The sequence below is a fragment of the Streptomyces aureocirculatus genome, from assembly GCF_000720475.1.
Classification (GTDB): domain Bacteria; phylum Actinomycetota; class Actinomycetes; order Streptomycetales; family Streptomycetaceae; genus Streptomyces; species Streptomyces aureocirculatus.
In genome coordinates, this window is sequence record NZ_JOAP01000041.1 from 46,898 (window position 1) to 66,004 (window position 19,107).

Genomic DNA, 19,107 nt, shown 5'->3' on the forward strand with positions numbered 1-19,107 from the left:
CCGCCGTCAGGGCCACCCCGTGCCGTACGCCCGTGCCTCCCCGCACCCGTGTATCCGCACCCCCGTTCCGCCCCGCCGCACCTGCTCCGGAGGAGAAACGCATGAGCCGCAGCGACGTCCTGGTAGACGCCGACTGGGTCGAGGCCCACATCGACGACCCGAAGGTCGTCCTCGTCGAGGTGGACGAGGACACCTCGGCGTACGACAAGAACCACATCAAGAACGCGATCAGGATCGACTGGACCAAGGACCTCCAGGACCCGGTCCGCCGCGACTTCATCGACCAGGAGGGCTTCGAGAAGCTCCTCTCCGGCAAGGGCATCGCGAACGACTCCACCGTCGTCCTCTACGGCGGCAACAACAACTGGTTCGCCTCCTACGCCTTCTGGTACTTCAAGCTCTACGGCCACCAGGACGTGCGGCTCCTCGACGGCGGCCGCAAGAAGTGGGAGCTGGACTCCCGCGACCTGGTCGACGGCGCGCAGGTGCCGCAGCGCGCGGCCACCGACTACAAGGCCAAGCCGCAGGACACCTCCATCCGTGCCTTCCGTGACGACGTCGTCAAGGCCATCGGCTCGCAGAACCTGGTCGACGTGCGCTCGCCCGACGAGTTCTCCGGCAAGCTGCTCGCCCCGGCCCACCTCCCGCAGGAGCAGTCGCAGCGCCCCGGCCACGTGCCGAGCGCCCGCAATATCCCGTGGTCGAAGAACGCCAACGACGACGGCACCTTCAAGTCGGACGACGAGCTCAAGGCCCTCTACGAGAACGAGCAGGTCGACCTCGCCAAGGACACGATCGCCTACTGCCGCATCGGTGAGCGCTCGGCCCTGACCTGGTTCGTGCTGCACGAGCTGCTCGGCCAGACCAACGTCAAGAACTACGACGGTTCGTGGACCGAGTACGGCTCCCTCGTCGGCGTGCCGATCGAGCTCGGCGCCAACAAGTAGGACCACCCGACCTTCCTTCCCCCCTAGTTCCCCTGGGAGTAGACATGTGTGGAGCCAAGGCCGGTGGCCCGGACGCTTCGACGATCAAGCCCGGTGAGACCACCATCCAGGGCCAGGTGACCCGCGACGGCGAGCCCGTCACCGGTTACGTGCGCCTGCTGGACTCGACCGGCGAGTTCACCGCGGAGGTGCCCACCTCCGCCACGGGCCAGTTCCGCTTCTACGCGGCCGAGGGCACGTGGACCGTGCGTGCCCTGGTCCCGGGCGGCTCGGCGGACCGTACGGTCGTCGCGCAGACCGGTGGCCTCGCGGAGGTCGCGATCGCCGTCTGAGCGATCGCCGTCTGAGCGATCGCCGTCTGAGCGGTCGCCGTCCGAGCGGTCGCCGTCCGAGCGAGCGCCGTCCGGCGACGGCACGTGAGCGGGCCGAGGGCCGCGCCCCAGGGGTTGGACGCCACTGGCGGGGCGCGGCCCTTCGGTTTGCCGCCGGACGTATCTAGGCTGGACTCATGTACGCGCGACGGCGCCGGGTGTACTTCGCCATGATGGGGACCTGCGTGGCCCTGTTCGTCCTGGCCTGGGGCGTCGTGCGGCTCTGGTCGGTGCCCGTGGCGGTCGGCATGTGTGTCGTCGCCATGGTGATACCCCCGCTCGCCGCCATGACCGCCAACCGGCGCGGCCCCGACGACCGCTGGTGGGACGACCCCACCGGCGACCCCAAGTCCGACGAGTGGTGGGACGAGCTGGACGGGAAACGACGGCACTGAGTGGCCGGGACCGACGGCGCCGACTGACCGGGACGCGGTGGGCCACCTCGGCGAGAGGCGGCCGCGGAGCCCGACTACAGTGGGGTACGGCTCTGTACCCACGCCCACATCCTCACCAAGGAATCAAGGAGCACCCCGTGCTTGAGGCCTTCTTCTCCGCTCTCCTCGTCCTGGTCTGCGTCGGCGTCCTCGCCTTCGCGGGTCTGACCGTGAAGAAGCTGTACCAGGGCCAGCGCTGACCGCACCCCCCCACCGAGAGACTCCTGAGCACCCCATGATCGAGATCCCGTCCGACCTGCACCGCGACCTCGTCCCCCTCGCCTGGCTCCTGGGCAACTGGGCGGGCGCGGGCGTCACCGACTTCCCCGGCTCGCCGAAGGCGAATTTCGGCCAGGAGGTCTCCTTCACGCACGACGGGCGGGACTTCCTGGAGTTCCACTCGCACACCTGGGTGCTCGACGCCGAGGGCAACAAGGTGGAGCCGCTGGAGTCCGAGTCGGGCTTCTGGCGCATCTCCGCCGAAGGTGACAAGGGCCCCCGCAAGGTCGAGGTCGTCATGGTCCGCCAGGACGGCGTCGTCGAGGTCTGGTACGGCGAGCTCGCCGACAAGAAGCCGCAGATCGACCTGGCCACCGACGCCGTGGCCCGCACCGCCGCCTCCGGACCGTACACCGGCGGCAAGCGCCTGTACGGCTATGTGAAGGGCGACCTGATGTGGGTCGGCGAGAAGCAGACCCCCGAGGTGCCGCTGCGGCCGTACATGTCGGCGCAGCTCAAGAAGGTCGTCACGCCCGAGGACGTCGCCGAGATGGCGCGGAACCTGGGCGACCTGCCGGACGACGGCATCGCGTTCTTCAAATAGGCCTAAACTCGGGGGCGTGGTGAGCACCGACTCCGACTCCGACTGGAAGAGCGACCTGCGCCGGCGCGGGTACCGCCTCACGCCGCAGCGCCAGCTCGTCCTCGAAGCCGTGGACGCCCTGGAGCACGCGACCCCCGACGACATCCTCTGCGAGGTCCGCAGGACGGCGTCGGGGATCAACATCTCCACGGTCTACCGGACCCTGGAGCTCCTGGAGGAGCTCGGCCTCGTCAGCCACGCCCACCTCGGGCACGGCGCGCCGACGTACCACCTCGCGGACCGCCACCACCACATCCACCTGGTGTGCAGGGACTGCACCGGCGTCATCGAGGCCGACCTCGACGTGGCCGCGGAGTTCACCGCGAAGCTGCGCGAGCAGTTCGGGTTCGACACCGATCTGAAGCACTTCGCGATCTTCGGCCGCTGTACGAAGTGTGCCGACGAGACGGACGCGGAATCGACGCCCGACGCGGAAACGGCACCGGGCGCGGAAGCGGCACCGGACGCGGAAACGGCACCGGCGGAATAAGCGCCGGGGCCCGCGGGTCGTAACCTTTGTGAACATGAAGAGCCCCTTGCTGTCACTGCCCGGCGCCGTCCCCGCGGAGGGTGTGGACGAAGGCGTCGCCGCCCACTACGGAGATCTGTTCCGAGAGCAGCGCGCCCTCGCCGACGGCGCGGGTTTCGTCGACCTCTCGCACCGCGGTGTCCTCACCGTCACCGGTGCCGACCGGCTGAGCTGGCTGCATCTGCTGCTCACCCAGCACGTCAGCGAGCTGCCGGCGGGTCGCGCCACGGAAGCGCTGATCCTGTCCGCGAACGGGCACATCGAGCACGCCCTGTACCTCGTCGACGACGGCGAGACGATGTGGGCGCACGTCGAGCCCGATACCCAGGACGTGCTCCTCGCGTACCTGGAGAGCATGAAGTTCTTCTACCGCGTCGAAGTCGCCGACCGCACCGCCGAGTTCGCCGTGGTGCACCTGCCCGCGGGGTCCATCGCGCCCGTCCCGGAAGCCGCCGCCGTACGCGAGACGCCGCACGGCCGTGACCTCTTCCTGCCCCGCGCGGACCTGCCCGCCTTCGCCGAGCGGCACGCCCCCGCCGCCGGGCTCCTCGCGTACGAGGCACTCCGCGTCGAGCAGCACCGGCCGCGCCTCGCCTTCGAGACCGACCACCGCACCATCCCGCACGAGCTGGGCTGGATCGGCAGCGCGGTCCATCTCGAGAAGGGCTGCTACCGCGGTCAGGAGACCGTCGCCCGCGTCCAGAACCTCGGCAAGCCGCCGCGGCGCCTGGTCTTCCTCCACCTGGACGGCAGCGAGGTGCACCTGCCGGTGCACGGTACGCCCCTCCACCTGGCCGCCGACGGGCCCGATGGCCGCAAGCTCGGCTTCATCACCACCTCGGTACGCCACCACGAGCTGGGGCCGATCGCCCTGGCCCTCATCAAGCGGAACGTGCCCCTGGACGCGGAGCTCCTGGCGGGCACCACCGCAGCCGCCCAGGAACCCGTGGTGGCCCCGTAGCACTCCGTTCCCCAGTCCCCACCCACCCGCCCCTCTTTCGCCCTTCGGGCGGGGGCGGACGGGCTCAGACTGTCGCCGGTGCGCTGTCGGTCGCGCCCCGTCAGGGGCGCGGGGAACTGCGCGGCCAGCCACGAACAAGCCGCAGACGCATCTGCGGCTTGCTTCCGGGGCGGGGAAGATTTTTCACCCGTCGAGGGGCGCCGATAGGGCGGGGGTCCAGGGGGCGCAGCGCCCCTGGTTCGGGAAGGGGTGGGGTTGGGGTGCCCCCGGCAGGGCCACGGGCCAGCCGTCGGCGTGGCGTGTCACATGTCCAGGAGGACGGTGAACGGGCCGTCGTTCGTCAGGCCCACGCGCATCTGGGCACCGAAGCGCCCCGTCGCCACGGTGGCACCGAGCGCGCGCAACCGGGCGACGACCTCGTCGACGAGGGGCTCGGCCAGCTCCCCGGGAGCCGCCGCGTTCCACGTGGGCCGCCGCCCCTTGCGGGCATCCCCGTACAGGGTGAACTGGCTGATCACGAGCAGCGGGGCATCGACGTCCGAGCAGGACTTCTCGTCCTGGAGCATCCGCAACGACCACAGCTTGCGCGCGAGTCGACCGGCCTTCTCCACGGTGTCGTCGTGGGTGACACCCACGAGCACGCACAGCCCCTCGCCCACGATCTCGCCGACCGTCTCGCCGTCCACGACGACGCTCGCACCGTCCACCCTCTGCACCACCGCACGCATGCGGACCATCATGCCCTGCCCGAACACGCCGTCCGTGCGCCGGTCCAGAACCCCCCATCCGGGGTTGATTGGGGGCATCACGCACAGAGCGGCCACTTGGGGTGGCACGATGCTTCCACGCCGTGTACCGCGCCGGCTGAGGGGACGGTAGAGCCACATGAGCACATCCAGTACGCCCAGTACGCCCAAGGCGTCCGACATGCCCTGGTCACTCGGGGCGAGACGGGCGGCCGGGACCGGCGGCACGGGCGGGACCGGTGGTACAGGCGGGGCGGGCGGTGTGAGCGGAGCAGGCGGGACGAGCGTGTCGCGGCCGCCCACCCAGCGCACCGGCAGCCCGCTGCTGCCGGACGCGCCCGCGCACGACCTGCCCGCACTCCGCATCGCGGAGCTGCGGCAACTGCGCCGCTCCACCCAGCAGGACGAGGCCGATCTGAGTTACGTACGCAGGCTGCTGCAGGGGCGCATCGACATCCTGCGGGCCGAGACCGCGCGCCGCAGCCGCCCGCGCGCGGAGGCGGGCGCGGGCGGCCGGGCCCCGGGAGCCGCGGGCGCCCCGGACTCGCCGCTGGTCGTCGACCGGCTCCCGGAGATCCTCACGGACGGCCCCGCCCGGCACCGCTCGTCGGCCCGGCATGTGACGCTCGGCACGCCGCACAGCGAGGAGTACCGGCGCCTCGCCGCCGACATGCTCGCCGAGGTGGCGCTCTCCGACCTGGCGGCCCGTACGGACGAGGAGCTGCACGCCGCCATGGGGCGCCTGGTCCGGTACGAACAGCAGGTGTCGCGGCGGCGGCAGGAGATGCAGCGCACCACGGACGATTGCAGTGCGGAGATCGCACGCAGGTACCGTGAAGGCGAAGCACAAGTAGACGACCTGCTCGCGTGACCCCGCCGACCCGGCGGTCGCCGCCGCCCCGCCGGGCCCGGCTCCACCCGGGGACCCGGCGGACGCCGTGACCGGTGTCACCGGCGGACGCCCGCGCCCGGGGGCCGCCGCGATCCCGTGATCGCGGCTCCGACCCGCGCCCGGACGGCCGCCGTGACGGCGGGTCCCGGCGGCCCGGTGTCTCGGTATCCCGGCATCCCGGCATCCCGCGGACGGTCGTTGCACCGCCCGCACCCGGAAGGCCGAAGATGCCGGACACGCAGAAGACGCAGCAGACCCAGCAGACGCCGTTGCCGTCAGCCGCCACGAGCACCCCTGTCATACCCCCGGTCCTCGCCGAGGTCGTCAGGTCCGGCTTCGTCGAGGGCCGCCACCGGGGCAGCCTGGTGCTGCTCGGCGCCGACGGCACCGTGGAGCTGGCGCTCGGCGACGTCACGGCGCCCGTGTTCCCGCGCTCCACCAACAAGCCGATGCAGGCCGCGGCGGTGCTGCGGGCCGGGCTCGACCTGTCCGGGGAGCGGCTGGCCCTGGCCGCAGCGAGCCACTCCGGTGAAACGTTCCACCTGGACCTCGTACAGAAGCTGCTGGCCGAGCACCGGCTCACCGCGGCCGAGTTGCAGTGCCCGCCCGACCTACCGCTCGACCCCGTCGAGGCCGAGACCTACCTGGCCGCGGGCGCCGTCCGTGACCGGGTCACCATGAACTGCTCGGGGAAGCACACCGCCATGCTCGCGGCCTGCGACCTCAACGGCTGGCCCAAGGGGAGCTACCTCGACCCGGAGCACCCGCTCCAGCGCCTGATCCACGACGTGATCGAGGAGGCCGCGGGCGAGCCCGTCGCCGCGGTCGGCACGGACGGCTGCGGCGCGCCCCTGATGGCCATCTCCCTGACCGGCCTCGCCCGCGCCTACCGGCACTTCGTCCTGGCCCCCGCCGGGAGCGCCGAGCGCCGGGTCGCGGACGCCATGCGGGCCCACCCCGAGTACGTCGCGGGGACCCGGCGCCCCGACACCTGGCTGATGCGGGAGGTGCCGGGGGTGCTTTCGAAGATGGGCGCCGAGGCGGTGCAGGCCGTCGCGCTTCCCGACGGCCGGGCCCTCGCCTTCAAGATCGACGACGGCTCGACCCGGGTGCTCGGCCCGGTCCTGGCCCGCGCCCTGCGCCTGCTCGGCGCCGACGCGCCGGTCCTGGACCGGATCGGTAGCGCGCCGCTTCTCGGGGCGGGGCGCGAGGTGGGCGAGATACGGGCCGTGATCTGACGGTCGGCCGAGGTTGTGGCGGTTGTGGCGGTCGTGTCGGTCGTGGCGTCTACGCGCTCCGGTCCGCCCGCGCCGCCCAGCGCGCGCGGGTCGACGGCTATGTCGGCTATGTCGGCCAGGTCGGCCAGGTCGGCCAGGTCAGCCATGTTCTGGGTACTGGGGCGCGTCCCGGGACCAGGGCGAACGGTGGCGGGGTGGTCCACAGGCTCGGACCACCCCGCCACCGTTTCCGCAGGGTCCTCGAACGCTTCCCCGAGGGTCCTCGCCCAGTCCCCTCAGGGCTCCCGCCCGATCTCCCTTGGTTTCCTCGGGGCCCGGGCCAGGCGTGGCGGGGCCTGATGGCGGCCCGGGCCCCCGGTGTGACGGCTGGCCGAACTCCCGGCTCCCCTCCGGATGAGAGCTCGGCCAGCCCGTGTGCGGGCCGGACCGGCCCGGCGCGGTGCGTGCCGGGTCAGCCCGACTGGGCGAGCAGCAGCACGAGGATCAGTGCCCCGATGCCGCCGCAGGTGGTGTTCTTGGCCTTGACCCCCACGGTGAGCAGCACGAACGCGATGATGCCCATCGGTCCGTACTTCCACTGGACGAGCTGCTCGAACCCGAGGGCGAGGGCGGCGACGACGATGGCGATGAGCGGCATGACGGTCCCCCTTCCGGTACGGGGGCGGCGGGCCCCCTGGCCGGCTGCCAACCGATCGCTCCGGGCCCTGGGTTCGGTCCGGCGCTCCGGGTGTTGGCCAACCCCCCGAAGAGTCCGACCAGGTCACCCAAGTTGGCTACCAACTCCAACTGAGTTATCTCCTCGATGGTGCGTCTCATAACCACCTTCTCAGCAACTCCCCAAAGATGGCGAGAAGTTGTACGGTTTGGTTGTGAGTGCGGACCATACCTCCGTCAACGAGCGGAAGGCGCCGAGCGCGCCCGACCACCGCTCGCATCACGACGTGGCGGACGAGCTGCGGGACCGGATCAGGTCCGGGCGGCTGCGGCCGGGGCAGCGCATGCCCACGCAGGCGGAGCTGGCGGTCGAGTTCGGCGTGGAGCGCGGTGCCGTACGCCAGGCGCTGCGCATCCTGCAGAGCGAGCAGTTGCTCGCCAATGTGTCCAAGGGCAGCCCGGCCACGGTCGCGGCCCCGGCGGCGCCGCGACCCGACACGGTCCGCCCCGAGCCCACCATGGTCGGGCTCGCTCCGCGCGTCGCCGCGGCCTTCCAGGCACCGCACGTGGAGATCGACGCGCTCTGTCTCACGTCCATCTCCCTGACGATGGCGATCGGCGAACCGCTGCGGCAGATCCACGCGGGGCGACTGAAACCGGCCAAGGTCGACGTGCGGGTGCTGCTGCCGAGCCGGGACATCGACCTGGCATTCCCCGCGCCGGTCGAAGGCGCGGACGAGGGCGGCCACGTACACCGCCGCTGGCTCGACCAGCGCAACGCCCAGGGCCAGGTGCTCCGCCACAACCTGCTGACTCTGCGCGGCACCCACGGCATCGACGTACAGGTGGAGTTCCGCGCCCTGCCCTTCACCCCGCCAGTGAAGCTGTACCTGCTCAACGGCACGGAGGCGCTGTTCGCGTACTACACCCTGGCCAAGCGGAACGAGGAATTCGGCCAGGAGTGTCTGGAGATGTGGGACGCGCAGGGAACGCAGTCGATGCTCTTCCCGTTCCACCAGGGGGACGGGCTGCGGGACACGACGTTCGTGGAGCAGTCCCATCTGTGGTTCAACGCCCTCTGGGAGACGATCAGTCAGAACCTGAAGCTGAACCCCGGCCCGTAGGCCGCGGTTCAGTTCAGCGCCTGGTCACAGGGCGGGACCAGTGACCATCAGGGCGAGTACGGCCGCCCCGATGGAGCTGCATGTGGGGTTCTTCGCCTTGACGCCCACGGTCAGCAGGAGCAGGCCGACGATGCCAAGGGTTCCGTACTTCCACTGCACGATCTGTTCGACGGTGACGGCGAACACCGCTGCGAGGAGGGCTATGGCGGGCATGATGGTTCCCCCTTCTGCCATCTTATTGTGAGTTGGCAACCAACTCACTTGAGTTGTCCCCACTTGGTGAGCGTGCATAAACAACCTGGCGTCAACTCCTGGGAGATGGCGTCGAGTTGTGCCGAGTTGTATCTTCTGGTCGTGACCAAGGAGAACGGTGCAGTGAACGGCAGCAGGAAGACCTCCCCCCAGGACATCGCCGACGCCCTGCGCGACCGCATCCGTACCGGCACCCTCAAGGCGGGCGACCGTCTCCCCACCCAGGCCAAGCTCGCCGAGGAGTTCGGCGTGGAGCGCGGCACGGTGCGGCAGGCGCTGCTCTCGCTGCAGCGGGACGGGCTGCTCAACCACATCAGCAGGGGCAGCCCGCCACGGGTCGCGGAAGGCCCCGGCGCCTCGGTCCCGCCCGCCGAGCAGCCCCAGCCGCAGCCGTCGATGGTGGCACTCGCCCCGCGCCTCGCCGAAGCGTTCGGCGAGCCGCACGTGCGGATCGACGTGGTCTCGTACACGGCGGAGACCCTGATGAACGCCGTCATGGAGCCGATCAGGCAGATCCACGAGGGGCGGCTGCGGCCGCAGTCGATCGACGTGCGGATTCTGCTGCCGAGCAGCGAGATCAACCTCGCCTTCCCGGTGCCGGTCGAGTCCGGGGACGAGCGGGACCGCGACCGGCTGCACCGGCGCTGGCTCGCGCAGCGCAACGCCCAGGGGCAGGTCCTCCGGCACAACCTCACCGCGCTGCGGCAGTCGCACGGCATCGATGTCAGGGTCACGTTCCGCGCGCTGCCGTTCACCACGCCGGTGAAGCTGTATCTGCTCAACGGCAAGGAGGCGCTGCTCGCGTACTACACCCTGGAGCGCGCCCAGTTGACGTTCGACGCGGACACCGAGGGGCGGGCGGCGGGCGCCGACCTGCCGGAGCCGGTGGACGCCTATGACGTGGGCGGGCTCACGGCGGCACTGTTCTCCTTCACCGACGGCAGCAGCCCGCGCGACACCGGCTTCGTCGAAGAATCCCAGAAGTGGTTCGCCGCCCTCTGGGAAACGATCACCAGGGACCTAACACTCTCTTAGGTGACCGGTGACGCGAACGACCACTCGACCACCCGCCCGACCGACGCGGCCGCTTCGGCCGACAGCCTCCGCGACCTGATAGGCCGAGCCCGTTTCGTGCTGTTCGACTTCGACGGGCCCATCTGCCGGCTCTTCGCCCGCCACTCCGCGGCGCGGGTGGCCCGGCAGCAGGTCGACTGGCTGGAGGAACAGGGCCTCCACGGCCTCCTCGCGGACGGCGTCCGGGACGACCCCGACCCGCACAGCGTCCTGCGCGCCGTGGACCACCGCCACCCCGACAGCGACCTCGTGGCCGAACTCGAGGAGCGGCTCACGCGCGAGGAGCTGAAGGCGGTGGTGTCGGCGTGGCCGACCCCGTACGCGGACGCGCTGATCCGGACCTGGACGGCCGTGGGCGCGCGGCTCGCCATCGCCACCAACAACTCCCCGCGGGTCGCCGCGAGCTACCTCACCGACCGTGGCCTCATCGACTGCTTCGCCCCCCACATCTACGGCCGTACCCAGGACCTCCACCTCCTCAAGCCCAACCCGTACTGCGTCAACCGGGCCCTTTCAGCCATGGGCGCGCACCCGTCGACCGCCCTGATGATCGGGGACAGCCCGGCGGACTACTTCGCGGCGCGGGACGCGGGGGTGGAGTTCCTTGGCTACGCGCGTAATGAGCGCAAGGAGGGGGTGTTGCGGGGGGTGGGGGTGGGGGTGGTCGTGGGGTCGCTGGAGCGGGTGCTTGAGTGCGTCAAGTGACGCGGGAGGCATGAGATGTGCGTGTGGGACAAGCGTGCGTGGCCAAGTCGTACAGTGGATCGTCGGCCATCGCCGTCTCCCGGTCGGTGGCGAAGGATTCTCGGTCGATGCCTCTCCCGCGAGACACCGCGTTTCTGCTGACGGTGGAGTATGAGCACAACGTAGGTCGAGCGAGCGTTCGCATCGTGGCAGGTGGCCGATGTGTTCTCGCTCCGACGCTACTCTCGGCGTATGTCGCCCCCTCTGCCTCACAGAGCGCTCGAGGCCCAGGTGGGCCCACTGGCAACTCTTCGTGCGCGGTGGGTGAGGAGGCTTGCCGCCGGGCACCGTGAGCGGCGCCACGGCAGGGTGGTGGCGGGGTACCACAACAGCAATTACATCGTTCCGCTCGGCTGGAGGCTGGCGCTGCTATTGGGCACGATGCCCCGGGCCCGAGTGAAGTGCCGTACGCCGTTGCAGGCCGTCGAGGTCGTGCCGCGTATCTGGCCCAAGGAGAACGAGGTTCTGGCGGTGGTCACCCGCCACCTCAAGGAAGTGCCGCGCTGTCTGGCCGACTTCGGCGACTGGTCGATGCACGCCTACCACGCGGGCAAGCCTCTGGCCGAACGCGATTCCCAGCAGCCGTTGCAGCCCGAACTCCTGAAGGGCCTCGCCGAATTCTTCGCCAGGACCGCAGCGGTACCGAAGGACGAGCTGCCGCCCCTGCGGGCCGATTGGCCCGCGGACGGCGACACCACTGGCTTTCTGCACTGGCTCATCGACTTCACTGAAGAACGGGTTCACCGACCTCACCGCGAACACTTCGCGACGCTGTTCGAGGCCGTGGGAATCCGCCCGCACGCCATGGCGGACTTCAAGGGCGGCAGCCCCCGCCTGGTCGAGCGACCGTTCTGTCTGCTGCACACCGACGTCCACCGCGCCAACATCATCATCGACGGCAGCGGTTTCGCCGTCATCGACTGGGAACTGGCGCTGTACGGCGATCCACTGCACGACCTGGCCACCCACCTCGTCCGTATGGACTATGACAAGGACCAGCACTGGGAAATGCGGGCGCTGTGGCGAGAGGAGATGGTGCGGGCCGGCCTCGCCGCCCATACCGCCGGACTCGACACCGACTTGCAGGTCTACCTGGACTTCGAATACGCCCAGTCGGTCTTCCCCGACGTCATGCGTGCGGCCCTTGCGCTGCCCGTACGAGCCATGGACGACGACTTCCGGGACGCGGCGGCGCAGGTGTGCCGGGCATTGCGGCGTGCCGCCGAGCCCCTGAAGCTGGAGGTGCCGGACCGGCGAAAGGTGGAGGCCGCCTTGCGGGACTGGCACGCGGGCCCCGCCCGGCGCCCTGGCACCGACAGGTGAGTTGCACTGCTGGTCTGTTCCCGCCACTTCCTGATCGGATGGGATCCGGGCACCATGTGCACCTGCACGGGATTGAGCGGTAACCCGGCGCGTGTATGGGGGACTTGGTGGCCGAAGACCGTACGGCGTGGGAGCGGACCAGGGATCGCTGGACGCGGTTCGAGCCCGCGCTGACCCGAGGGCTGCTGCTGTTCGCTTTCGTGCTGAGCCTGGTCGCGCAGTTCGTGACCCCTGTCGGGGACGCGCTGGAAGGGAAGGTGTATCTGGGTGGAGCCCTCTTCACCCTCGTCGGCTACGTCCTGTACGGCGCCGTACAGGACCTGAAGAACTCCCTGCACCCCGCCGCGCGGCACGAGGTGCAGGCGGGGGACCTCGGGCAGTACTTCACCGCGGTGCTGGCATCGGATCCACGGATCGATGCCGTCGGGTTCACCGGGGAGACGGTCGTGGAGCAGTTGAAACTCTGCCTGGAGCGGCGTGATCTGCAGGGACACCCGCAGGTGCGGCTGCGGGTCATCGTGCCGGACTTCGGGAGGCCCATGGAGGTGCCGGGACGGATCGTCGGCGGGAAGGCCGAGGACGATCCCGATTGGCGGCAGGAACTTGATGACAAGGTCCGCAGGAACGCGGCGGCCATGCGCGCCCTGAGCGGCCGGCTCTGCGCCGGCCGGAAGGGGGAGCTGCACGCGGAGTTCCGGGTCCTGCACATCTCGCCGTTCCTGAAGTTCTGCCTGATTGGCCGTGAGCAGCTCTTCGACGGGATATATGACCACGTCGTCCAGGGCCCCGCCGCCAAACCGCCGGAGCGGGAAGTGCTCGACCTCATGGGGTACGACGCCCTGCTCACGCACTGGCACATCGACTCGGGGTCGGCCGCCCGCGAGAAGATCCGTCAGCGTGGCCTGCTGTTCGACACCCTGTGGCGCGTCGCCCGACCTCTCACCCCACCCGCCTCCTGAACAACACCCCCGCCACCCCCACAGCCCCCGCCAGAATCCCCCCGCACCACGCAAGCGCCACCCACGGCGCGGTGCCGGGCGGCTGGGCGAGGAGGAGGGAGCGGAGGGACTCGATGACCGGGGTCACCGGCTGGTGGTCGGAGAAGGCGGCGAGCCAGCGGGGCATGGTGTCGGTGGGGACGAAGGCGCTGCTCGGGTAGGGCAGGAAGCTGACGAAGAAGGTGTAGCCGCCCGCGGCCTCGGGGGACCTGGCGAGGAGGCCGACCGCCGCGGACAGCCAGGACAGGGCCAGGATGAACGCCACAAGCACCGAGACGGCCGCCAGCCAGCCCGCCGGTGAAGCCGACGGGCGGAAGCCGATGGCGAACGCCAGGGCGAGGACGAGCGCGGTGGCCAGGAGGTTGCGGGCCACGGAGGCCAGGACATGGCCCGCCAGGATCGCCGTGCCGCTCACGTCCAGGGAACGGAAGCGGTCCACGATGCCGCCCTTCAGGTCCTCCGTGACCGCAACGGCCGTGCTTGACGAGCCGAAGCCCGCGCAGAGCAGGAGGACACCGGGGACGACGTATGTGACGTACCGCGTGCCGGTCCGGCCGCCGATCGCCCCGCCGAAGAAGTACACGAAGATCAGGAGGAGCAGGGCGGGGAGGGCCAAAGCCGTGATCAGCGCGTCCACGTTGCGTCGGCTCAGGCGGATCGAGCGCCCCGTCATCGTGAGGACGTTCGTGAGGACGTTCGTGAGGGGGTTTGCGCAGGCGTTCGTGCGGGGGTTCGTCAGGGCGAGGGCGGGGGAGGGGCGGCTCGGTTTGTCAGGCATGGTGTGCCGTTCCTTGGCCGGGGCCGGGGCCGGGGCCGGGTGCCGTCAGGGTCAGGAACACGTCGTCCAGCGTCGCCGTGTGCACGGCGAAGTGCGTCACGTCCGTTCCGGCCGGATCCAGTTCGTCGAGGAGTGCGCGTACGTGGCGGGCCGAGCCGTCGGTGGGGAGGCCGAGGGTGCGGGCCCCGGGGTCGTGGTGGCTGGCGTGCGGGGTCCGTGCGGTCAGGCGCAGATAGGCCGCTGACGTCGCCAGGGTGAGGTCGAGCCGGTGGCCCGCCGTCCGGGACTTGAGCTCCGCCGCCGTCCCCTGCGCCACGATCACGCCGTCGTGCAGCACCGCGACCCGGTCCGAGAGCCGGTCGGCCTCCTCCAGATACTGCGTGGTCAGGAAGACCGTCGTCCCGTTCGCGGCGAGCTCACCCACCGTGTCCCACAACGCCCGGCGACTGTGCGGGTCGAGCCCCGACGTCGGTTCGTCCAGGAAGATCACCTCGGGCTCCCCGACAAGGCCTGCCGCGAGGTCGACGCGCCGCCGCATGCCTCCGGAGTACGTACGCACGAGGCGGTCACCGGCCCCGTACAGGCCGAAGCGGTCCAGGAGCTCGGCCGCGCGGGCGCGGGCCGCGGCGCGTCCGAGGCCCGCGAGGCGCGCCATCATGCGCAGGTTCTCCCTGCCGGTCTGCGCCTCGTCGACGGCCGCGAACTGGCCGGTGAGGCTGATCGCGCGACGCACCCGGTGGCGTTCGTCCCGGACGTCGTACCCGGCGACGGCAGCCGTGCCCGCGTCCGGCTCGGTGAGGGTCGCGAGAATGCGGACGGTGGTCGTCTTGCCCGCGCCGTTCGGGCCGAGCAGGGCGAAGACCGTGCCGGGCGCGACGCGCAGGTCGATACCGCGCAGCACGGTGACGGGCGGCCCGGTGCCGCCCGCCCGCGAGGGTGCTCCGTAGGACTTCGTGAGGCCGGTCGCCTCGATCGCGGCGATGGACATCGTCTCTCCCCGTCTCCCAGCGGCCTGTACTGCTGCCAGTACTCCGCCAGTACTTCCCGCACTCCGCCAGTACTGTGTATGGCATAAGCATTACCGTGTAAGGGTTACGCAGAAATACGATGTGCGTCAAGCGGTGTTCGTCGGGATTCGTGTCCGTGGGTTCCGTCGGGTACGTCGAGCCAGTGGTGGAGGAGGGTCGGGCATGCCGGACGGCAGGGGTGACGGCGGTACGGGGCTGCCGCCGAGCCTCGAGGTGGCCTGGGGGCTGCGGGAGCGTCCCGCGAAGGGGCCGCGGCCCGGCCTGAGTCTCGGCCGTATCGTCGCCGCGGCCATCGGCGTCGCCGCCGCGGAGGGCATCGGCGCCGTCTCCATGGGGCGCGTCGCCAAGGAGCTGGGCGTCTCGACGATGTCCCTGTACCGGTACGTGTCCGCCAGGGACGAGCTGTACGTCCTGATGGAGGACTCGGCCTTCGGCCCGCCGCCCCCGACACCGGACGACGTGACCGGCTGGCGTGCCCGCCTGGAGTGGTGGGCGCGCGCCCAGCGTGCGGTGTTCCACCGGAACCTGTGGCTCCTGCGGATCCCGATCTCCTCGCCGCCCGCCTCGCCGCACGCGCTGCAATGGATGGAGCGGGGGCTCGCCGCCCTGAACGGCACCGGTCTCGACGACGGCCGCAGGATCTCCGTGATCATGCTGGTCGGCGGGTACGTACGCAACGAGGCCACGCTCATGGCCGACCTGACCGCCGCCGTCACCGCCCGCGGCGAGACCCCCGCCGAGGTCATGCGGCGCTACGAACGCACCGTCGGCGCCCTGATCGGCACCGACCCCGCACCCGGCCCCGACCGCTATCCCGCGCTGCGGCGCCTCCTCGCATCGGGAGCCCTCGGCGAGCCTGACGACTCGCCCGACGCGGAGTTCGAGTTCGGGCTGCGGTGTGTGCTCGACGGCGTCGAGGCGCTCCTGCCGAGGAACGGCTGAGCCTCGCCGCACCTGCGTACGCCCACGCCCGCCGGGCCGGTCCGGCCGCTCACGCGCACCGCGTGCGCCCCGTAGGAAGTTGGCCTCGTGAGTCTCACACGTGCCGCGTGCGCCTCGTGAGTCTCACACGTGCCGCGTGCGCCTCGTGAGTCTCACACGTGCCGCGTGCGCCTCGTGAGTCTCACGCGTACCGAGTGAGCCCCGCGCTCAACTGGTCGAACGCCCGCGTCGCCGCGCGCACCGCGTCCGCGTGCACATCGCCCGCCCGCTCACCCGCGTCCACGCGCCGCCAGTTCTCCCGGGCCAGGACCCGCTGCGCCGCCAGGATCTGGGCGGCGGCGAGCCGTGCGTCCAGGAGGGGGGCGGCCCTCGGGGAGTCGTCGGGGGCGGCCCCGGCGGAGTCGGTGTCGAGGGCGGCCGCGAGGGTGTGCTCCATCCGCTCCTGGTACGTGTGGAGGCGGGCGACGAGCGACGGCGTGGCGTAGAGGAGTTGGTGGAACGCGAGGACTCCTGGGGCGTCGTTGAGACCCGTCACCGGGTCGTGGCGGTCCAGGCCGTCCAGGAAGTGGGCGCGCAGCGCGGCCAGCGGGGACCGGCCCGCGGGGCGGCCGGTCACGACGCGGGCCGCCTCGTCCTCGTGGTCGGCGAACCGGTGCAGGACCAGGTCCTCCTTGGCCGGGAAGTACCGGAACAGCGTCGGCTTGGAGATCTCCGCCGCCGCGGCCACCTCCGCCACCGACACCTTCTCGAAGCCGCGCTCCAGGAACAGCGCGATCGCCGCCTCCGAGATCGCCTCGTACGTGCGCTGTTTCTTGAGCTGCCGCAGGCCCACCGGGGCCCCGGGTGTGCTGGTGTCCTCGTTCTCGCCGGTCATGCCCGGTAGCGTACCGCAGAATGAGTCTCGGTTATAAATGTGACTCGGTAACGTTTTCTTGTACGCTCGACGGTATGACGCCACTTGACGAAGCGCTCGGGCGGGAGCGCCGCTACCACGACACCTGCCGCGCCGCCCTCGCCGCGATGGTCGACGGCGCGCAGGAGCACGTCGTCACCGGCGAGCAGGTGTCGGCGTCCGGGGCGGACGCCGAAGTGCTCGGGTACCAACTGCGCAGCAGGGCCAAGGAGATGCGCGAACTCCCCGACGCACCGCTGTTCTTCGGTCGCCTGGACTTCGACGCGCACGCCCCCGAGGCGGGTGACCACCGCGGCCAGCGCTACCACGTCGGCCGCCTTCGCATCACCGAGCACCCCTCGGCGCCGCCCCTCGTCGTCGACTGGCGCGCCCCCGTCTCCCGCGCCTTCTACCAGGCGGGCGTACGCGACCCGCAGGGCGTGGCCGTACGCCGCCGCTTCGGCTGGGCGCCGGGCAGCAGGGGCGACTCGGCGGACCTGACCGGCCTGGAGGACGAGCACCTCCTGGCGCCGGACGGACCGGATGGACCGGATGGACCGGATGGACCGGACGCGCGGGACGCGGCCCCGGCCGGCCGCAGCCGCATCCTCACCGGTGAGATCGAGCGGCCCCGCGTCGGACCCATGCGGGACATCGCCGCCACCATTCAGCCCGAGCAGGACGACCTGGTGAGAGCAGGGCTCGCCGAGTCCGTCTGCGTGCAGGGCGCCCCCGGCACCGGCAAGACCGCCGTCGGCCTGCACCGTGCCGCGTACCTCCTGTACACCCACCCCCAGCGGATCCAGCGCTCCGGGCTCCTGATCCTCGGCCCCAACCGCACCTTCCTGCGCTACATCGCCGAGGTGCTGCCCTCCCTCGGCGAGACCGGGGTTCGCCAGTCCACCGTCCTCGACGAGATCGCCCGGCAGCCGGTGCGGTCCCTCGACACGGACGCGGCGGCCGCCGTGAAGCACGACGCCCGGATGGCCCGGGTGCTGCGGCGCGCGCTCTACGCCCGGGTGCGGTCCCGCGCGGAACCGCTCGCGGTGCCGGACGGTTCGTACCGCTGGCGCGTGCCCGCCGGTGACCTCGACCGGATCGTCGCGGACGTCCGCGCGGAGGAGCCCCCGTACGGGACGGGTCGCGAGCGCGTGCGCGCCCGGGCCGTACGCCACATCCAGGAGCAGGCGGAGCGGCGCGCGGGCCCGGTCGGCAACGCCTGGCTCCAGCGGATCTCCCGTGCCCGTCCCGTCTCCGCGTTCGTCGACGCGGTGTGGCCGCGGGCCCGTCCCGAGGAGGTGCTCGCCGAACTCCTCGCCGACGCGGGCGCCTTGGCGGCCGCAGCCGACGGGATTCTTTCCCCGCAGGAGCAGAAGGACCTGCTGTGGACCCGGCCTCCGCGCTCGCACAAGTCCGCGGAGTCCGCGAAGTCCGCAGAGTCCGCGAAGCCCGTCAAGCCCGTCAAGCCCGTCAAGTCCGTGCGCTGGACGGCTGCCGACCTCGTCCTGCTCGACGAGCTCGCCGGGCTCATCGAGCGGCCCGCGGGCTACGGCCACATCGTCGTGGACGAGGCGCAGGACCTCTCCCCGATGGAGTGCCGGGCGATCGCGCGGCGCGCGGACTTCGGCTCGCTCACCGTGCTCGGCGACCTCGCGCAGGGCACCACGCCGTGGGCGGCCAGGACCTGGAAGGCCCAGCTCGCCCACCTGGGCGAGCCCGACACCGCGGTCACCGCGCTGACCACCGGCTTCCGCGTACCGCAGGCGATCGTCGCCCTCGCCAACCGGGTCCTCGCCGGGCTCGACGTCGATGTGCCGCCCGCGCGGTCGCTCCGCGGTGACGGCGAGGTGACCGTGCACCGGGTACGGGACGTGGCCGCGGGCACCGTCGACGCGGTACGCCGCGCCCTCACCCGCGAGGGCTCGGTCGGCGTCGTCGTCGCGGACGCCGCCGCGGACCGGGTGCACGCGGCCCTGACGGGCGCGGGCGTCGCGGCGGCGGGCCCCGACGAACTGGGCGCCCGGGTCACGGTGGTGCCCGCGACGCTCGCCAAGGGTCTTGAGTACGACCACGTGGTCGCCGTGGAACCCGCCGACATCGTGACGGCGGAGGAGCGCGGTATGCACCGTTTGTACGTGGTGCTTACGCGGGCCGTGTCGCGACTGGATGTGGTGTGCGGGGGTGGGGGGCTTCCCTGGGAGGGCGGGGCCTGACGGCGCCGGCCGGTCCCCGGGGTGGCCGTTCGGCCAAGGAACCCGTACGGGGTGGCTGTCCGGGTATGCCCTGTGCGGGGTGGGCGTCTGGGTAAGTCCCGTGCG

Annotated in this window: 21 protein-coding genes; 15 read left to right on the forward strand and 6 right to left on the reverse strand. The window is 71.4% G+C overall.

What is annotated here, in order from left to right:
• Positions 1 to 101 precede the first annotated feature (101 nt).
• The 6 genes from IG78_RS0130540 to ygfZ all read left to right on the forward strand — a co-directional run bounded on the left by IG78_RS0130540 (position 102) and on the right by ygfZ (position 4,104).
• The gene (locus IG78_RS0130540; RefSeq protein ID WP_030569010.1) at positions 102 to 947 is read left to right on the forward strand and encodes a sulfurtransferase; all 846 of its coding nucleotides are present in this window, start codon (positions 102 to 104) and stop codon (positions 945 to 947) included.
• A 44-nt stretch (positions 948 to 991) separates the two neighbouring features.
• Positions 992 to 1,279, forward strand: coding sequence for a DUF1416 domain-containing protein (locus tag IG78_RS0130545; RefSeq protein WP_030362227.1), 288 nt, complete (start codon positions 992 to 994; stop codon positions 1,277 to 1,279).
• 176 nt (positions 1,280 to 1,455) lie between these two features.
• Positions 1,456 to 1,713: a DUF3099 domain-containing protein gene (locus IG78_RS0130550; protein ID WP_030569013.1), complete on the forward strand. Its 258-nt coding sequence runs from the start codon at positions 1,456 to 1,458 to the stop codon at positions 1,711 to 1,713.
• Positions 1,714 to 1,987: 274 nt separating this feature from the next.
• On the forward strand, positions 1,988 to 2,575 hold the full coding sequence (locus IG78_RS0130560; RefSeq protein WP_030569018.1) for a heme-binding beta-barrel domain-containing protein: 588 nt from the start codon (positions 1,988 to 1,990) through the stop codon (positions 2,573 to 2,575).
• A 16-nt stretch (positions 2,576 to 2,591) separates the two neighbouring features.
• Positions 2,592 to 3,104, forward strand: coding sequence for a Fur family transcriptional regulator (locus IG78_RS0130565; protein ID WP_030569021.1), 513 nt, complete (start codon positions 2,592 to 2,594; stop codon positions 3,102 to 3,104).
• Between the two features lie 34 nt (positions 3,105 to 3,138).
• The gene (ygfZ, locus tag IG78_RS0130570; protein WP_030569024.1) at positions 3,139 to 4,104 is read left to right on the forward strand and encodes a CAF17-like 4Fe-4S cluster assembly/insertion protein YgfZ; all 966 of its coding nucleotides are present in this window, start codon (positions 3,139 to 3,141) and stop codon (positions 4,102 to 4,104) included.
• Positions 4,105 to 4,406: 302 nt separating this feature from the next.
• On the opposite strand, the gene dtd is transcribed toward ygfZ, so the two are convergent.
• The gene (dtd, locus tag IG78_RS0130575; protein WP_030569027.1) at positions 4,407 to 4,832 is read right to left on the reverse strand and encodes a D-aminoacyl-tRNA deacylase; all 426 of its coding nucleotides are present in this window, start codon (positions 4,830 to 4,832) and stop codon (positions 4,407 to 4,409) included.
• Between the two features lie 304 nt (positions 4,833 to 5,136).
• Between dtd and IG78_RS0130580 the strand changes: the two genes are divergently transcribed.
• Entirely contained in the window at positions 5,137 to 5,721 is a 585-nt protein-coding gene (locus IG78_RS0130580) for an RsiG family protein (protein WP_030569029.1), read from the forward strand.
• Positions 5,722 to 5,969: 248 nt separating this feature from the next.
• On the forward strand, positions 5,970 to 6,980 hold the full coding sequence (locus IG78_RS0130585) for an asparaginase (protein WP_078965715.1): 1,011 nt from the start codon (positions 5,970 to 5,972) through the stop codon (positions 6,978 to 6,980).
• Positions 6,981 to 7,431: 451 nt separating this feature from the next.
• On the opposite strand, the gene IG78_RS0130590 is transcribed toward IG78_RS0130585, so the two are convergent.
• Positions 7,432 to 7,617 (reverse strand): hypothetical protein, encoded by a 186-nt coding sequence (locus IG78_RS0130590; protein ID WP_030569035.1) that lies wholly within the window; start codon positions 7,615 to 7,617, stop codon positions 7,432 to 7,434.
• Between the two features lie 226 nt (positions 7,618 to 7,843).
• On the opposite strand from IG78_RS0130590, the gene IG78_RS0130595 reads away from it, so the two are divergent.
• Positions 7,844 to 8,758: a winged helix-turn-helix domain-containing protein gene (locus tag IG78_RS0130595; protein WP_037686772.1), complete on the forward strand. Its 915-nt coding sequence runs from the start codon at positions 7,844 to 7,846 to the stop codon at positions 8,756 to 8,758.
• Positions 8,759 to 8,782: 24 nt separating this feature from the next.
• Here IG78_RS0130595 and IG78_RS0130600 read toward each other — a convergent pair whose 3' ends face one another.
• Positions 8,783 to 8,971, reverse strand: coding sequence for a hypothetical protein (locus tag IG78_RS0130600; protein WP_030569040.1), 189 nt, complete (start codon positions 8,969 to 8,971; stop codon positions 8,783 to 8,785).
• Between the two features lie 135 nt (positions 8,972 to 9,106).
• On the opposite strand from IG78_RS0130600, the gene IG78_RS0130605 reads away from it, so the two are divergent.
• The 4 genes from IG78_RS0130605 (at position 9,107) to IG78_RS0130620 (ending at position 13,110) form a co-directional block, all read left to right on the forward strand.
• Positions 9,107 to 10,045: a winged helix-turn-helix domain-containing protein gene (locus tag IG78_RS0130605; RefSeq protein WP_030569042.1), complete on the forward strand. Its 939-nt coding sequence runs from the start codon at positions 9,107 to 9,109 to the stop codon at positions 10,043 to 10,045.
• Positions 10,046 to 10,789: an HAD family hydrolase gene (locus tag IG78_RS0130610; protein WP_078965716.1), complete on the forward strand. Its 744-nt coding sequence runs from the start codon at positions 10,046 to 10,048 to the stop codon at positions 10,787 to 10,789. It abuts the gene before it with no gap.
• Between the two features lie 420 nt (positions 10,790 to 11,209).
• A complete protein-coding gene (locus IG78_RS0130615; protein ID WP_225882284.1) occupies positions 11,210 to 12,151 on the forward strand; it encodes an aminoglycoside phosphotransferase family protein in 942 nt (313 codons plus the stop codon).
• A gap of 107 nt (positions 12,152 to 12,258) precedes the next feature.
• Entirely contained in the window at positions 12,259 to 13,110 is an 852-nt protein-coding gene (locus IG78_RS0130620) for a hypothetical protein (protein ID WP_157855916.1), read from the forward strand.
• Here the strand turns inward: IG78_RS0130620 and IG78_RS0130625 are convergent.
• Together IG78_RS0130625 and IG78_RS0130630 are read right to left on the reverse strand one after the other, a co-directional pair.
• A complete protein-coding gene (locus tag IG78_RS0130625) occupies positions 13,091 to 13,822 on the reverse strand; it encodes an ABC transporter permease (RefSeq protein WP_030569054.1) in 732 nt (243 codons plus the stop codon). The genes IG78_RS0130620 and IG78_RS0130625 overlap by 20 nt on opposite strands.
• A gap of 97 nt (positions 13,823 to 13,919) precedes the next feature.
• Positions 13,920 to 14,915, reverse strand: coding sequence for an ABC transporter ATP-binding protein (locus IG78_RS0130630; protein WP_051853065.1), 996 nt, complete (start codon positions 14,913 to 14,915; stop codon positions 13,920 to 13,922).
• A 202-nt stretch (positions 14,916 to 15,117) separates the two neighbouring features.
• On the opposite strand from IG78_RS0130630, the gene IG78_RS0130635 reads away from it, so the two are divergent.
• Positions 15,118 to 15,897 carry a TetR/AcrR family transcriptional regulator C-terminal domain-containing protein gene (locus IG78_RS0130635; RefSeq protein ID WP_030569061.1) on the forward strand — a complete coding sequence of 260 codons (780 nt, stop codon included), beginning with the start codon at positions 15,118 to 15,120 and terminating at the stop codon, positions 15,895 to 15,897.
• Between the two features lie 181 nt (positions 15,898 to 16,078).
• Here IG78_RS0130635 and IG78_RS0130640 read toward each other — a convergent pair whose 3' ends face one another.
• Positions 16,079 to 16,771 (reverse strand): TetR/AcrR family transcriptional regulator, encoded by a 693-nt coding sequence (locus tag IG78_RS0130640; RefSeq protein WP_051853066.1) that lies wholly within the window; start codon positions 16,769 to 16,771, stop codon positions 16,079 to 16,081.
• A gap of 74 nt (positions 16,772 to 16,845) precedes the next feature.
• On the opposite strand from IG78_RS0130640, the gene IG78_RS0130645 reads away from it, so the two are divergent.
• Positions 16,846 to 19,002, forward strand: coding sequence for a HelD family protein (locus tag IG78_RS0130645; protein ID WP_030569066.1), 2,157 nt, complete (start codon positions 16,846 to 16,848; stop codon positions 19,000 to 19,002).
• Positions 19,003 to 19,107: the final 105 nt, after the last annotated feature.